Origin of the sequence: Parvibaculum sp., from assembly GCF_040882025.1 — a bacterium.
In the GTDB taxonomy this organism is placed as follows: domain Bacteria; phylum Pseudomonadota; class Alphaproteobacteria; order Parvibaculales; family Parvibaculaceae; genus Parvibaculum.
Genome location: NZ_JBBECC010000166.1, coordinates 1 through 14,116, shown reverse-complemented (window position 1 = coordinate 14,116; position 14,116 = coordinate 1). Strand labels below are relative to the sequence as shown.

Below are 14,116 nucleotides of genomic sequence, written 5' to 3'. Positions count from 1 at the left end.
CGGAATGCCGATTTCGAGGTGGTTCTTCTGCGCCTTCGAATCCGGAATGGCAAACAGCAGCAGCGGCGCGCCGACCCGCGTTTGCCAGTTGCCCTCCATCGCCGCGACCTTCAGCGGCTGGTGTTCGAAGGTGTTGAGCCCGTGTTGATCGCCGAGAAAGACCTGCAGCGGCGCCAGCGCCAGCACCGCCCACATCGCCACCGAGAAGGCGGGCGCGGCGATCGCCCGGTTGTTGTGCGCGATCAGATAAAGCGCCGAGACGCCCGCGATGACGACGGCGCTGGTGAGATAGGCCGCCGTCGTCATGTGGAGGAAGCGCCAGGGAAACGACGGATTGAAAATCACTGCGAGCCAGTCGATGACGACGAAATGTCCCTCCGCCGCAAGCTCGGCGCCGGCCGGCGTCTGCATCCAGCTATTGGCCGACAGAATCCAGAAAGCCGAAAGCGCCGTGCCGAAGGCGACAAGGCAGGTGGCCAGGAAATGGAGGCGGGGGCCGACCTTGTCCCAGCCGAACAGCATGATGCCGAGAAAGCCCGCCTCGAGGAAAAAGGCGGTCAGCACCTCGAAGCCGATCAGGGGACCGAGAACGGGCCCGGTGATGCGCGACCATTCCGACCAGTTGGTGCCGAACTGATAGGAGAGCACGATGCCCGACACGACGCCCATGCCGAAAGTGAGCGCGAATATCCTGACCCAGAATTTATAGAGGCGCAGCCAGACCTCGTCATGCGTGGCAAGCCAGCGGGCCTCGAACCAGACCAGAAATCCGGCCAGCCCGATCGTCAGCGTCGGAAACAGGATATGGAAAGCGACGGTGAAAGCGAATTGCAGGCGGGCGAGAATTTCGGCGTCGATGGGAGGCATGGGTCTTCTCCGATCGTGACGAGCACCCGGAGATCATACACGCTCATCTGCGTTTCTGGCACCCGGAACGGTCGGCCAAAATGCCGCGCGGCAGGGACACACAGATGCGGGCGCGGTTCGGCCGCTAGCGGATAACGCGCTCGGGCGGGAAGCGGAGGGCGATTTCCATGCCTGTCGCCGCCGCGCCGCCGGTCCCGCGTTCGGCGTGGACGATGCCGAGGTCGCCGCCATGCATCTCCATCACCTTGCGCGTCAGCGACAGCGCCAGGCTCTCTTCGCGCGGCGCGCCGCTGTCCTCGGCGCTGACGAAGGGATCGTCCATCTCCTCGATCCAGAGCATCGCGTTCTGCGCGGCGGCCGGATCGCGCCTTTCGTTGAGCGTCACCGTGATGCCGCCTGCCTCCTCCCGCAGCGACAGGCGAATGGTCGAGCCGCGATGCGCGCAATGAACGGCTTCGGCGAGCAGCCGGAAGAGCCCCTGCCGCAGACGCTTCGCGTCGCCCCTGAGGCCGGGCAGGCGCGGCGGGCAATCGACCTCTATGGTGACGCCTTCGCTGACCGCGTGCTGACGCTGGCTCGCGACCGCGATCTCGGCGAGCTGGGCGAGGTTGCAGATTTCGTCAGTGAGTTCGATCTCGTCCATCTCCGCTTCGGCAATGCCGAGCAGGTCCTCGATCATGTCGAGCAGCATGGTGCCGCTCGAATAGATGTCGCTGGCATATTCCTTGTAGCGCTCGGTGCCGACCGGTCCGAGGCGCTCGTTCTTCATCATTTCCGAAAAGCCGATGATATGCGTCAGCGGCGTCCTGAGGTCGTGATTGACGTTGGAAAAGAAGCTCTGGCTGCGCCGGCGCGTCTCGTGACTCTGCGCTTCCGCCGCCCGCATCGTGCTGACGAGCTTTTGCCGCACCGTGACGTCGTTCAGCGCGGCGACGCGGGCGGGCACGCCGCCCCAGCGCGTGTCGACGACGCGCATTTCGACAAAACGGTTGTCGCCGTCGGGCCGCGTGATCGTGACGTCATGCTCGCCGGCCTCGCTGGGCAGGCCGAAAGGCTGTCCGATAAGGTCGTCGCCGTCCCGGCCGAGCAGTTCGCGGGCGGCATTGTTGGCGAAGCGCACAAGCCCGGCGCTGTCGAGAATGACGATGGCCTCCGGTGTTTCCTGCACCAGCGTGACAAGGGGCTGCGTCTCGGTGCCGGTCCCCGCCGATGCCGGGCGCTCGTCGCGCAACAGGCGGCGCTTGATCGCGCGGCGCAGCGCCAGGCCCAGCGCTCGTGGTGCGTCGGTGTCGGCGGCGAGGCAATCCTCCGCGCCGGCCTCGATGGCTTCGATCTGCAGCGTGGCGTCTTCGGCGCCAATTGCGAGCACGGGCGCGTTGGGACCGAGCGTCACCGCGCGCCGCAGAAAATCGAGTGCCTCCGCCTCGCCCGCGCCGATATCGACGATGAGTGCGTCGATGCCTGGCGTCAGCAACGGATCGATGCCGTCTTCGGGATGGGAAAAGCTGAAGCTGAGCGGGCCCGCGGTGCCGGAAGCGGCGAGGCCGCGCAACGAATTGCAGAGCGATGTCGAGGCGCTGACGACATGGGCGGCAAGCGGCGGCAGCGGACGGTTGCCGCTCGCGCCGAGGGGGCCTATTTGCCGATGCATGGCTATACCTGAAAGTGCCAAGTTCAACTCACTCTTCGCCCCCCCACAGGGCCCCGGCAACCAGACACATAGACCGATGCGAATCGCTTCGTCTCTGTGTGTGCTAAGAATCCGCTCATTTGGTAAACAGAAAGTAAATGCATACAGGATTTGGTAGTTCCATAACGGGGCGGCCACTAATGGATGCCGTTAAGCCCGGCTTGTTCCGGGGGTAGCGATGGGCTAGGTATGCGCCCGCGCCGGCTTTATGGCGCAAAAGCTGACTGAAACGCCCGAAGCCGCCGAAGACATATGAGCAAGAGCCCTAAAACCTTCCGCCCCAAGGCCCGCGTGCCCAAGGGCCTGCGCGACCTCTCCGCCGGCATGGTCCGGGCGGAGTTGCGGATGCTTGCGCGCATTCGCGAGGTTTACGAGCGTTACGGCTTCGACCCGCTGGAAACCTCGGCCATCGAATATGCCGACGCATTGGGCAAGTTCCTGCCGGACGAGGACCGGCCGAACGAGGGCGTGTTTTCGTTTCAGGACGACGACGAGCAGTGGCTGGCGCTGCGCTACGACCTGACGGCGCCGCTCGCCCGCTATGTCGCCGAGAATTACGACGGCCTGCCCAAGCCCTTTCGCCGCTACCAGACGGGTTCGGTGTGGCGCAACGAGAAGCCCGGCCCCGGCCGCTTCCGCCAGTTCACGCAATTCGACGCCGACACCGTGGCCGCCCCCGGCGTCGCGGCCGATGCCGAGATGTGCATGATGGGTGCCGACTGCCTGGAGGCGCTCGGTATTCCGCGCGGGGACTACCGCATCCGCGTCAACAACCGCAAGGTGCTGGACGGGCTGCTCGAAACCATCGGCCTTGGCGGCGATGCCAATGAATTGACGCGCGCGACCGTGCTGCGCTCGATCGACAAGTTCGACAAGCTCGGGCGCAAGGGCGTCGAATTGCTGCTGGGCGCGGGCCGCAAGGACGAGTCGGGCGACTTTACGAAGGGTGCCGGCCTCTCGCCCTCGCAGATCACGGCGGTTGCCGACTATGTGGAGTCGGGCCTCGGCGAAGGCGCGACGACGCGGCAGCGTGTGCTCGAAAGCTGGCGCGGGATCGTCGGCGCGAGCGCCGTCGGCGCCGAAGGCATCGATGAACTCGCCGAAATGGACGCGCTGTTCGAGGCGGCGGGCTACGGCCTCGACCGCATCGAATTCAATTCATGGATCGTGCGCGGCCTCGGCTATTACACCGGCCCCGTTTTCGAATCCGATCTGCTCTTCGAAGTGAAGGACGAGGCGGGCAATCCGGTGCGCTTCGGTTCGGTCGGCTCCGGTGGACGCTATGACGGGCTCGTCGAGCGTTTCAAGGGCGTCAAGGTTCCCGCGACCGGCTTCTCGATCGGCGTCAGCCGGTTGCAGGCAGCGCTCGAACTTCTGGGCAAGCTCGATGTCGAGGAGGTGGCCGCGCCCGTCGTCGTGCTGACGCTCGACGCCGCCCGCATGGCGGACTATCAGCAGATGGTCTCGGAACTGCGTCAGGCCGGCATCCGCGCCGAAATGTATCTCGGCGGTTCGGGCATGAAGGCCCAGATGAAATACGCCGACAAGCGTGGCGCCCCCGTCGCCATCATCGAAGGCGAGGACGAGCGGGCCAGGGACGAAATCACGCTGAAGGACCTGATCCTCGGCAGTGAAATGTCGAAGGAAATCGCCGACAACACCGCCTGGCGCGAAGGCCAGCCCGCCCAGGTTTCCGTGCCGCGCGCCCGGCTGCTGGAAGAAGTGAAGGCGATCCTTGCTCGGCACGGGCGCCATTCGGGGCGCCATCGCGGCTGAGCCGCCCCAATTCCCGCTTCCCGAAATTTACCATTTCCATGCTAGACAGGGGCGCGCCGGAAACGGCGGAGGCCCGGAAGGTTTCAAAAATGTCGTCATCGATTGCCGCATTGGAAGGCGAAAGCTTGAGGGCCCGCGAGGCGCTGGGCGCGGCGGTGCGCGCCGGCTTCGAACGCGCCGGCTATGCGCCGGTTTCGGCCCCCGTGCTCCAGCCCGCCGATATGTTCCTCGACATGTCGGGCGAGGACATCCGCCGCCGCATGTATGTCTTCGCCGATCCGGGCGGCAACGAACTTTGTCTGCGCCCCGAACTGACGATCCCGGTCTGCCGGCTTTATCTCGAAAGCAAGGGCGGCCCCCAGCGCCTCTGCTCGCTGGGCGCGGCCTATCGCTACCAGAAGCGCGGCTCGGCGAAGCTCACCGAATTCACGCAGGCCGGCATAGAATGTCTGGGGACGGAGGATGCGGAAAGTGCCGATGCCGAGGTGGTCGCGCTGGCCGCTCGCGCGATGGCCGAGGCGGGTCTGAAAAATTACGACATCGAGACGGGCGACCTGGCGCTCTTCGACGCGCTGGTCGACGCGCTCGACCTGCCGCCCGGCTGGCGCGCGCGGCTGAAGCGCCACTTCTGGCGGCCGGATTATTTCCGCGAATTGCTCGGCGAGCTGGCGGCGGGCGGCGTCAAGGATGAAACCGGCGATCGCGCGGCGCTGATCTCGGCCATTGCCGGGCTCGACGAGGAAAGCGCCCGAAATGTTATCGAGGATGTGCTGAAGCTCGCGGGCATTGCGCCGGTCGGCGGTCGCACCGTCGGCGAAGTAGCCGAGCGGTTGCTGGAACAGGCTGAACTCGCGGCAAGCAGCGTGCCCCGCGAGGCGGCAAAACTGATTTCGGATTTTCTTGCCGTCTCCGGATCGCCCGCCGAAAGCATTGCGCGCATCGCGAAACTGACGAAAGCTGCCGGCGTCTCGCTCGACGCGGCGATTGCGCGCTTCGAACGTCGCCTCGACCTCATCGGCAAGGCGGGGCTCGACCTGTCCCGCGCGCATTTCGCCACCGGCTTCGGCCGCAACATGGCCTATTACACGGGCTTCGTCTTCGAGTTCCGCGTTGCGGCCCTCGGCGAAGACGCGATGATCTGCGGCGGCGGGCGTTACGATCGCCTGCTTTCGGCGCTCGGCGCCAAAACGCCGGTGCCGGCGGTCGGCTGCGCGGTCGGCATCGAGCGCCTGCTGGCGGCCGTCAACCGGGAGGCGGGGCAATGAGCGCAAAACTCGTTATCGGTCTTCCTTCGAAAGGCCGCCTGCAGGAAAACGCCAGCGCTTTCTTCGCGCGGGCCGGGCTGAAAGTGCGGCAGGATGGCGGACGCGGCTACACGGGCCGCCTTGACGGCGTTGCCAATGTCGAAATCGCCTTTCTCTCGGCCTCCGAAATCGCCGGGCAACTGGAACAGGGCCTCATTCATCTCGGCGTCACCGGCGAGGATCTGATCCGCGAAAAGCTTTCGGCGCCGGAGCGCGATGTCGAATTGCTGTTGCCTTTGGGTTTCGGTCACGCCGATGTCGTCGTCGCCGTGCCGCAAAGCTGGATCGATGTCGCCACCATGGCCGATCTCGACGATGTGGCGCTCGCCTTCCACACCAAGCGCGGAAGGCGGCTGCGCGTCGCCACCAAATATTTCAACCTGACGCGCGATTTTTTCGCCGAACACGGGCTGACCGATTATCGCATCGTCGAAAGCCTTGGCGCGACCGAAGGCGCGCCGGCGGCGGGCACGGCGGAAGTGATTGTCGACATCACCTCGACCGGCGCGACGCTTGCGGCCAACAATCTGAAAATACTCGACGACGGCGCAATCCTGATGAGCCAGGCCAATCTGGTGGCTTCGCTCGGCGCCGAATGGAGCGAGGCCGCGCTCAATGCGGCCGGCGAAATTCTTGATCGCGTTTCGGCGCAGGCCCGCGCGGCGAAAGTCGTCGAGGTGCGGTTTGCCGGCGAAAGCGACGACGCGAAATTGCTTGTCGAACTCGCCAAACGGTTCGGTACCAGCGTTCCCTTCGGCGTGGGCGCCGCGCCGGTGCGCATCGTTCACTGCCCGGAAGACCGGCTTTACGATCTCGTCGCCTTCCTCAACGCGAAGGGCCGAGAGACGGTGACCGCCGCCCGCGCCGATTATGTCTTCGAGGCGAAAAACCCGTTGCGCGAGCGGCTGGTCGAGCGGCTGAAGTCGCGCTGATCCTTCAGCGCTTTTCACCGCCCTGCGTTTCAAGCCATGCGCAAAAGCCGGAGACCGCCGGGTCGCTCGCCAGCGCTTGCGGTGTCAGCCAGCAATAGGGGCGGGACGGCAGTGCCGGTCCTGCCAGCGGCGCAACGAGACGGTGGGCCCTGAGGTCGTCCTCGACGATCGGCAGCGGTCCGAGCGCAATGCCGATGCCGTCGCTTGCTGCCTGCAACGCCAGATAGAAATGATCGAAATGCTGGCGGCCGGCTTGCGCCTCGACATCCGCAGCGCCCGCCGCATCGAGCCAGCGTGTCCATGCGCCGGGCCGCGTATCGGCATGCAGCAATGTATGCCGCGCGAGATCAGCGGGCGAGGTAACGGGAAGCCTGTCGAGAAGCGACGGTGCCGCCACGGGAATTTCGCGCTCGGCCAGAAACGCCGCACCGGTGAGGCCGGCGGGCCACGGCGCCTGCTCGCGGCGAATGGCGACGTGATAACTGCCATGTGCGAGCCGCGCTACTTCCTCGTCGGAGGTGACGAGTTTCAGTTCGACCCGCGGTTCAAGCCGCTGAAACTGTGCAAGGCGCGGCAGCAGCCAGCGCATGGCGAAAGTCGGCAACGCATTGACGATCAGCAGGCGGCTCGTACCCGTGCTGGCGCGCAGGCGGACCGAGGCGGCGGCGATGCCGTCGAAGGCGACCGCCACCGCGTCGCGGTAAGCCCCGCCCGCATCCGTGAGTTTCAGGCGCTTGCCGGCCCGGTCGAAGAGCCGCGTGCCTGCCCAGTCCTCCAGCGCCCGTATCTGGCGGCTGACCGCGCCATGCGTCACAAAGAGTTCCCGGGCCGCCGCTGTGGCGCTGCCAAGCCGCGCCGCAGCTTCGAAAGCCTTCAGCGCGGAGAGGGGCGGGAGGTCGCGGCGATTGGTCATGGCTTGTGAGTATAAATCACATAAAGAGTCAGGAAAACTGATTTGATCTGGGACATTTTAGAGATCATCTTGCTTGATCTGAACACATAAAGACCGGAGCGAAAAGATGCTGACCCTTCCCATGACCCTGACCCTCGGCCTGGTCGTCGTCGTCACGGCGACGCTGTCCGGCATTTTCGGCATGGCGGGCGGCATGGTGTTGATGGGCTTTCTCGTCATCGCCTTCCCGGTCGGCGCGGCGATGATGCTGCATGGCGTGACACAGGCTGTGTCCAACGGCTACCGCGCCGTCATCAACCGCAATGACATCGTCTGGCCGCTGGTCGCCACCAACATGGCCGGCGCCGCCGTCGCGCTGGCGCTCTTCATGGTGGTGAGCTTCGTTCCCGACGAGGCGACGGTGCTGCTGGTACTGGGCGCAATCCCCTTCATCGCTTTCTCGATTCCGGCGAGCTGGGGCCTCGACATCACGAAACCCTTTGTTGCGCCCATCTGCGGCTTCGTCGTCACGGCGCTGACGCTGACGGCAGGCGTTGCCGGCCCGATCCTCGATGTGTTTTTCGTGCGGAGCCCGCTGACGCGCCACCAGATCGTCGCCACCAAGGCCGTGACGCAAACGCTGCAGCACCTGTCGAAGCTGCTTTATTTCGGTGTACTCGCCGCGCATCTTCTGCCCGAAGCCGGGTTGCCCTGGTGGGTCTATGTCATGGTCGCGCCGCTCGCCATGCTCGGCACGACCCTCGGCAAGATGGCGCTCGACCGCTTGAATGACGGCCAGTTCAAGAGCTGGAGCCGCTATATCCTCTTCGTGCTCGGCGCCATATTGATCGCGCGCGGCCTGATGCTGCTTGCGGGGTGATGCCATGACGACAATGGAAAACGGCCGCCTTCATATTATGGACGACCTTGTCGGCGATTTCGTGGAATGGGTCGCCGCCGGCGAGAGAAGCTATGCCGAGGTCATGGAAAGCTGGTCCACATATTGTCCTTTGCTTTCCGTCTGGGAGGAAGCGATAGACCGGAGGCTCCTCGTGCGGGAACGCCGCGGCGACACGACCATGATCCGGTTGACACCCGCGGGCCGCGCGCTGATCCGCGGCCGGCCGCTACTCGGCTGAGAAGCCCTTGCGCGCGATGAATTTCAGGCGGCCCTTCTCGCCGATCTTTTCCATCAGCGGCAGCAGCGGCTTGATCATCCAGGGGAAGGTGCCGAAGAAGCGCGCGAGGAGGCTGGCACTCCAGGGCACATAGACTTCGAGTTTCCCTGTATCGATGGCCTTGAGCGTGGCGGCCGCCACGTCCTCCGGCGTCATCACCTTGTCGATGAAATTCAGCACCGAGCCGCCGTGCAGCGCCTCGTGATGCAGCATCGGCGTGTCGACCGCCGCCGGATAGACGCCCGACACTTTGACGCCATGCGCGGCCATCTCCTGATGAAAGCCGGCAAGGAAACCGCGCAAGCCGAATTTCGACGCCGAATAGATCGCGCTGTCCTTCAGCGAGATGACGCCGCCGAGCGAAACGGTGGCGACCATGGCTCCGCGTCCCCGCGCGATCATTTGCGGCGCGACGGCCCGCATCAGGCGCACAGGCGCGCGCAGATTGATCTCGAGATGACGGTCGAGAAGCGCCTGATCGACATCGGCAACGGCGCCCGGTATGCCGATACCGGCATTGTTGATCAGAATGTCGAGATCGGCGTGATCCCGCGCAATCGCCGCGCAAAGCGCCTCGACGCTGTCGCGCGCCGAAAGATCGCAGGTGAGTTTCTCGGGCCGTGTCTTCAGCCCTGCCGCCGCCGCATCGAGAAGGCCCATGTCGCGGTCGACGAGAACGAGCCGGTAGCCGCGCCCGTCAAGCGCGCGGGAGATGGCCGTGCCGATGCCGCCACCCGCACCGGTGACGAGCGCTTTCGGTATCGTTGTCACGCGGCGTCCCGCTTTGCATCCGCGCGCAACGCATCGAAACACCCGTCCTCCAGCGCCGGCCAGCCGAAGCGCTTGCGGATGCGGGTCATCTGCTTGCGATAGGCGTCGATCTCGACATAGGTGGCGTGACGGTCCGAGCCGACGAATTTGATGCCGCCGGTAAGATCGGGCCTGTCGGTTGCAATCAGCTTGTCGAGCGCGGCGTTGCCTTCCGCCCGTGCCATGATCGTGCGGGCGATCAGGTCGGCCATCTCGTCGAAGAGCTTGTAGGCGCCGCCATTGGTTTCCATGAAGCCGAGCCCGTAAAGCGTCGGCTGCGTGCGGCTGAAAAGGTTCATGTAGAGGTCGGGCTTGCCGCCTTTCCACGAGAAGAGGGCGGGGTCGACATAAGGCACTTTCCAGGTATAGCCGGTGGCGCAGATGATGAGGTCGATCTCTTCCGACGAACCGTCCTTGAAGTGAACGGTCTTGCCCTCGAACCGCGCCACGTCGCGCTTCGCCGCTATGTCGCCATGCGCGAGATAATGCAGCAACTGCGTGTTGAGGATCGGATGCGTCTCGAAGAGCCGGTGGTCGGGCTTCTGCAATCCGAGCCGCGTCAGGTCGCCATTGAGAAGGCGCAGAATGACGCCGAATATGCGCTGCGTCAGCCACATCGGCAGATGCGGCCCCTCATGCGCGAAGACGTCGGCCGGCATGCCGAAAAGATGCTTCGGCAGGAAGTGATAGCCGCGGCGCAGGCTGATGAACGCCTTGTCGGCGGCTTTCGCCGCGTCGCAGGCGATGTCGCAACCCGAATTGCCGGCGCCGATGATGAGAACGCGCTTGCCCTTGAACTCGTCCATCGAACGGAAGCTGACCGCGTGGCGCATCTCGCCGGTGAAGGTGCCCGGATATTCCGGCATCGAGGGATGCCAGTTGGTGCCGTTCGCGCAGACAAGCGCACCGTAGCGTTTCGTCTCGCCGCTCGAAAGTGTCACCTGCCAGCTGCCGTCCGGCTGCAGCTCGGTCTTGTCGACCGACATGCCGAAACGGATATGGCCGCGCAACCCGTAGGCATCGGCGAAACCGCGCATATAGCCATGGATCTGCCGCCCCGACGGATAATCGGGATAGCTCTCGGGCATCGGGAAGTCGTGATAATGCGACTGGGTTTTCGACGAAATGAAATGCGCCGAATCGTAAACCGGCGAGCCGGGATTGCTGCGGTCCCACAAGCCGCCGACATCGGAATGCCGCTCATAGACGTCGAAGGGAATGCCGTGGCGCAGAAAGGTCCGCGCAAGGCTGAGCCCCGCCGGTCCGCCGCCGACGACACAAATGCGTCCGGTCTCGATCATCCCGCTCTCCCGAGTAAAGTGAATAATCCTCATATTTGTGATAAGTGATAAACCCTCATATTTTTACGCGCAAGCGCAAAGTGAAACCGGGAACCAAAATGAACGATGTCGCAGCCCTCCGCCGAAGGCCGACCCAGGCCCGCGCCCTTGAGCGGGTGGAGCGGATTCTGGCGGCCGCCAGCGATCTGATTGCCGAAACCGGCAGCGACGCCGTCAGGATGACCGAAGTGGCCGAGCGCGCGGGCGTCCCCATCGGCTCGCTCTACCAGTATTTTCCCGACAAGGCGGCGATCCTGCAGACTCTGGCCGAGCGTATCACCGAGCGCGTTCGCGCCGGCATCGCCGAAACTCTGGCGGACGTCGCAACGCGCGAAGAAGCGCTTGCCCGCATGGATCGGTTGCTTCAGGACTATTATGCGATGTTTCTCGACGAGCCGGTGGTGCGCGACATCTGGTCGGGCACGCAGTCGGACAAGGCGCTGCAGGCGCTCGACATCGAGGACAGCCGCGCCAATGCACGCGTCGTCGCCGACGCGCTGAAACATCTGGTGCCGCGCAAGGAACGCGCGCGTTTCGAAACCGTCTGCTTCCTGACGATGCAACTGACGGGCGCCGCCGTCCGCCTCGCGATCGCCGTCGACCGCAAGGAAGGCGACCGGCTGATGGCGGAGTATCGCCGCATGCTGCAGGGCGAACTTGGCGGCATGCTCGGGAAATGAGATGCCGGGTCCGGAAGTGGCTTGCCGCGTTCCGTGTGCCTGCCTAGAGTTTCCGCTTGTCGGCTACAGGCCTTGCACAAGAGAGTTCCGGTATGGCGGACGGGAAAATCCGGGTGGGGATCGGCGGCTGGGTCTTCGAGCCGTGGCGCGGCACCTTCTATCCGCGAGGCATCACGCAGAAGAGCGAGCTCGAATATGCGAGCTCGAAACTCTCGACCATCGAGATCAACGGCACCTATTACGGCTCGCAGAAGCCGGAAAGCTTCCGCAAGTGGCATGACGAAACCCCGGACGATTTCGTTTTCGCGCTGAAGGGCCCGCGCTTTGCAAGCAACAGGCGCGTATTGGCGGAGGCCGGGCCTTCCATCGAGAAATTCTTCGAAAGCGGCGTGGCGGAGTTGAAGGGGAAGCTCGGGCCGATCAACTGGCAGTTCGCGCCGACGAAGAAATTCGATGCGGAGGACTTCGAGGCATTTCTCGGTCTGCTGCCGAAAAAATACAGCGGCTTGGACATACGTCACGCGGTCGAGGTGCGAAACGAAAGCTTCCGGACGAAGGACTTCATCGAACTCCTGCGCAAGCATGGCATCGCCGTGGTCGCGGCGGTGGACAGCGATTACCCGCAGATCGGCGACGTGACCGCACCCTTCGTCTATGCCCGTATCATGGGGACGGACGAGAAGGAAAAACTCGGCTATTCGAAAAAGGCGGTCGACAGCTGGGCCGCGCGCGCGAAGGACTGGGCGGCGGGCAAGGTGCCGAAGGGGATCGACGCCGTTGCGCCGGGCAAGCCCGTGCCCGTCAGCGATGTCTTCCTCTATGTGATCGCCGGCGCGAAAGTCCGCAATCCCCATGCCGCCATGGCGATCGCGGATCGCGTAAAAAGCTAAAGTCCCGGCACCGGAAATTTCGCCGTCAGCGCATGGGTGCGCGCCGCCAGCTTCGTTTCGGTGCCGGCATCGCCCGCCGCCGCCAGCGTTTCCGCGATGATCGCGGCAATCTCTTGCATCTCCGCCTGCCCCATGCCGCGCGTCGTCGGCGCCGGCGTGCCGAGCCGCAGGCCCGAGGGCCGCATCGGCGGATGGGGGTCGTCGGGGATCACCTGCTTGTTGACGGTAAGACCGACGCGGTCGAGCGCGGCTTCGGCCTTCGCCCCGTCGATGCCGAAACTCTGAACGGTGTCGATCACCAGCAGGTGATTGTCGGTGCCGCCGGTCACGAGCTTTACCTGCCGGTCGTTCAGTGCGGCCGCCAGCGCCTTGGCGTTGGTCAGCACCGCGCGCGCATAATCCTGGAAGGCGGGCATCGCCGCGAGGCGGAGCGTCGTCGCGGTCGCCGCCACCTGGTTCATATGCGGGCCGCCCTGCAATCCGGGAAACACCGAAGCGTCGATCTTCTTCGCGAACTTCTCCTTGCACAGAATGAGCCCGCCGCGCGGACCGCGCATCGACTTGTGCGTCGTCGTCGTCATCACGTCGAACCCGGCATCGAGCGGATTGCGCATGACATCGGCCGCGATCAGCCCGCCGATATGCGAAACATCGGCCATGGTGAGCGCGCCGACCTCATCCGCCACACGGCGGAAATCGGCATAGTCGTAGTCGCGCGGATAGGAGGAATAGCCGCAGACGACGAGCTTCGGTTGCGTCGCGCGGGCAACATCGCGCAGCGCCGCAAAATCGATGGCGCCGGTCGCGGGATCGGTCTTGTAGCGCACGAAATTGAAAATCCGGCCCATATGGCTTACCGGCGCCCCATGCGTCAGATGCCCGCCATGGGAAAGGTCCATCGCCAAAATCGTGTCGCCCGGCTCGAGCAGCCCCAGATAGACCGCCTGGTTCATCGGCGAGCCCGACAAGGGCTGCACATTGGCGTGTTCGGCGCGGAACAGCGCCTTGGCCCGGTCGCGGGCGAGATTTTCGATACGGTCGGTGAATTCCTGCCCGCCATAATAGCGCCGGCCCGGATAGCCTTCCGAATATTTGTTGGTGAAGGCTGAACCCAGCAGCGTCAGCACTTCGGGAAAGGCGTAATTTTCCGACGGGATCAGTTCGAGCTCGGCGCGCTGCCGCGCCTCCTCGCCTTTCAGCGCCAGAAAAATCTCGTTGTCGGATTGCGCAAGCCTTGCGCGTTCGGGTGCGGTGGTCATGGGTCGTCTCCTTCGAGCCTGAAAACAAAAACGCCCGGCCAGCATCTTGAAGTGCTGCCCAGGCGATCGGCTGAAGACCAGTCTCCGCGCTCCCCGATGGTGACCCATCTGATATCGCCAGTCGCGCGGAGGATATGTACGACCGGAAGTGGAGGGAGTTAAGACCCGCAGGCGCCGCGAGTCAATTGCGCTCAAAGCCAACGGCTGTACGGTTGAATGGCTACGGGAGCGAATACGGTGCGTTCACCAAACCCAAACACGTCATGACCCGGCTTGTCCGGGTCATCCACGTCTTTCTTTCGTGCTCATGGCAAAGACGTGGATGGCCCGAATAAATCCACTGCCGTCCGGTTAAGAAGAGCAGGGTTTGATTCAAACCACTTGCGACACAGCACTTTCTCCCATTTTCGTCATGACCCGGCCCTCCTTTGTAATCAAGGTGGCGGGTCATCCACGTCTTTCTTTCTTCTTTTCAGCTTTTACGTGCCGAAAAGACGT

Annotated in this window: 13 protein-coding genes and 1 riboswitch; of the genes, 7 read left to right on the top strand and 6 right to left on the bottom strand. The window is 64.3% G+C overall.

What is annotated here, in order from left to right:
* Nucleotides 1-867: cytochrome ubiquinol oxidase subunit I (locus WEB61_RS11925; RefSeq protein ID WP_368064554.1), on the bottom strand; the 867-nt coding region annotated here is incomplete at its 3' end.
* A gap of 124 nt (nucleotides 868-991) precedes the next feature.
* Entirely contained in the window at nucleotides 992-2,518 is a 1,527-nt protein-coding gene (locus WEB61_RS11920) for a histidine kinase dimerization/phospho-acceptor domain-containing protein (protein WP_368064553.1), read from the bottom strand.
* 291 nt (nucleotides 2,519-2,809) lie between these two features.
* Between WEB61_RS11920 and hisS the strand changes: the two genes are divergently transcribed.
* The 3 genes from hisS (at nucleotide 2,810) to hisG (ending at nucleotide 6,569) form a co-directional block, all read left to right on the top strand.
* Nucleotides 2,810-4,333: a histidine--tRNA ligase gene (gene hisS, locus WEB61_RS11915; RefSeq protein ID WP_368064552.1), complete on the top strand. Its 1,524-nt coding sequence runs from the start codon at nucleotides 2,810-2,812 to the stop codon at nucleotides 4,331-4,333.
* An 89-nt stretch (nucleotides 4,334-4,422) separates the two neighbouring features.
* Entirely contained in the window at nucleotides 4,423-5,598 is a 1,176-nt protein-coding gene (locus tag WEB61_RS11910) for an ATP phosphoribosyltransferase regulatory subunit (protein WP_368064551.1), read from the top strand.
* Complete coding sequence (hisG, locus tag WEB61_RS11905) at nucleotides 5,595-6,569, top strand: ATP phosphoribosyltransferase (protein ID WP_368064550.1); 975 nt, start codon at nucleotides 5,595-5,597, stop codon at nucleotides 6,567-6,569. The genes WEB61_RS11910 and hisG overlap by 4 nt, the downstream gene beginning before the upstream one ends.
* Nucleotides 6,570-6,573: 4 nt before the next feature.
* Here the strand turns inward: hisG and WEB61_RS11900 are convergent, their stop codons facing one another.
* Nucleotides 6,574-7,482 (bottom strand): LysR substrate-binding domain-containing protein, encoded by a 909-nt coding sequence (locus tag WEB61_RS11900; RefSeq protein ID WP_368064549.1) that lies wholly within the window; start codon nucleotides 7,480-7,482, stop codon nucleotides 6,574-6,576.
* Nucleotides 7,483-7,588: 106 nt separating this feature from the next.
* Here WEB61_RS11900 and WEB61_RS11895 point away from each other — a divergent pair, with 106 nt between their 5' ends.
* Together WEB61_RS11895 and WEB61_RS11890 are read left to right on the top strand one after the other, a co-directional pair.
* Nucleotides 7,589-8,341, top strand: a complete 753-nt coding sequence (locus tag WEB61_RS11895) for a TSUP family transporter (RefSeq protein WP_368064548.1) — start codon at nucleotides 7,589-7,591, stop codon at nucleotides 8,339-8,341.
* A 4-nt stretch (nucleotides 8,342-8,345) separates the two neighbouring features.
* On the top strand, nucleotides 8,346-8,600 hold the full coding sequence (locus WEB61_RS11890; protein ID WP_368064547.1) for a hypothetical protein: 255 nt from the start codon (nucleotides 8,346-8,348) through the stop codon (nucleotides 8,598-8,600).
* Here the strand turns inward: WEB61_RS11890 and WEB61_RS11885 are convergent.
* Together WEB61_RS11885 and WEB61_RS11880 are read right to left on the bottom strand one after the other, a co-directional pair.
* A complete protein-coding gene (locus WEB61_RS11885; protein WP_368064546.1) occupies nucleotides 8,589-9,410 on the bottom strand; it encodes an SDR family NAD(P)-dependent oxidoreductase in 822 nt (273 codons plus the stop codon). The genes WEB61_RS11890 and WEB61_RS11885 overlap by 12 nt on opposite strands.
* Nucleotides 9,407-10,750: a flavin-containing monooxygenase gene (locus tag WEB61_RS11880; RefSeq protein ID WP_368064545.1), complete on the bottom strand. Its 1,344-nt coding sequence runs from the start codon at nucleotides 10,748-10,750 to the stop codon at nucleotides 9,407-9,409. Before WEB61_RS11880 ends, WEB61_RS11885 begins: the two co-directional genes overlap by 4 nt.
* A gap of 98 nt (nucleotides 10,751-10,848) precedes the next feature.
* On the opposite strand from WEB61_RS11880, the gene WEB61_RS11875 reads away from it, so the two are divergent.
* Together WEB61_RS11875 and WEB61_RS11870 are read left to right on the top strand one after the other, a co-directional pair.
* Nucleotides 10,849-11,469 carry a TetR family transcriptional regulator gene (locus WEB61_RS11875; protein WP_368064544.1) on the top strand — a complete coding sequence of 207 codons (621 nt, stop codon included), beginning with the start codon at nucleotides 10,849-10,851 and terminating at the stop codon, nucleotides 11,467-11,469.
* Nucleotides 11,470-11,561: 92 nt separating this feature from the next.
* Nucleotides 11,562-12,359, top strand: a complete 798-nt coding sequence (locus WEB61_RS11870; RefSeq protein WP_368064543.1) for a DUF72 domain-containing protein — start codon at nucleotides 11,562-11,564, stop codon at nucleotides 12,357-12,359.
* Here the strand turns inward: WEB61_RS11870 and glyA are convergent.
* Nucleotides 12,356-13,618, bottom strand: a complete 1,263-nt coding sequence (glyA, locus tag WEB61_RS11865) for a serine hydroxymethyltransferase (protein ID WP_368064542.1) — start codon at nucleotides 13,616-13,618, stop codon at nucleotides 12,356-12,358. The two genes, WEB61_RS11870 and glyA, sit on opposite strands and share 4 nt — an antisense overlap.
* A gap of 49 nt (nucleotides 13,619-13,667) precedes the next feature.
* A riboswitch (ZMP/ZTP riboswitch) is annotated at nucleotides 13,668-13,753 on the bottom strand.
* Nucleotides 13,754-14,116: the final 363 nt, after the last annotated feature.

Bases quoted from the DNA above. Each gene is read 5' to 3' on its own strand.
- WEB61_RS11910 (WP_368064551.1), top strand. From the start codon at position 4,423: ATGTCGTCATCGATTGCCGCATTGGAAGGCGAAAGCTTGAGGGCCCGC.
- WEB61_RS11920 (WP_368064553.1), bottom strand. From the start codon at position 2,518: ATGCATCGGCAAATAGGCCCCCTCGGCGCGAGCGGCAACCGTCCGCTG.
- WEB61_RS11890 (WP_368064547.1), top strand. From the start codon at position 8,346: ATGACGACAATGGAAAACGGCCGCCTTCATATTATGGACGACCTTGTC.
- WEB61_RS11880 (WP_368064545.1), bottom strand. From the start codon at position 10,750: ATGATCGAGACCGGACGCATTTGTGTCGTCGGCGGCGGACCGGCGGGG.
- hisG (WP_368064550.1), top strand. From the start codon at position 5,595: ATGAGCGCAAAACTCGTTATCGGTCTTCCTTCGAAAGGCCGCCTGCAG.
- hisS (WP_368064552.1), top strand. From the start codon at position 2,810: ATGAGCAAGAGCCCTAAAACCTTCCGCCCCAAGGCCCGCGTGCCCAAG.
- WEB61_RS11900 (WP_368064549.1), bottom strand. From the start codon at position 7,482: ATGACCAATCGCCGCGACCTCCCGCCCCTCTCCGCGCTGAAGGCTTTC.
- WEB61_RS11875 (WP_368064544.1), top strand. From the start codon at position 10,849: ATGAACGATGTCGCAGCCCTCCGCCGAAGGCCGACCCAGGCCCGCGCC.
- glyA (WP_368064542.1), bottom strand. From the start codon at position 13,618: ATGACCACCGCACCCGAACGCGCAAGGCTTGCGCAATCCGACAACGAG.
- WEB61_RS11870 (WP_368064543.1), top strand. From the start codon at position 11,562: ATGGCGGACGGGAAAATCCGGGTGGGGATCGGCGGCTGGGTCTTCGAG.
- WEB61_RS11895 (WP_368064548.1), top strand. From the start codon at position 7,589: ATGCTGACCCTTCCCATGACCCTGACCCTCGGCCTGGTCGTCGTCGTC.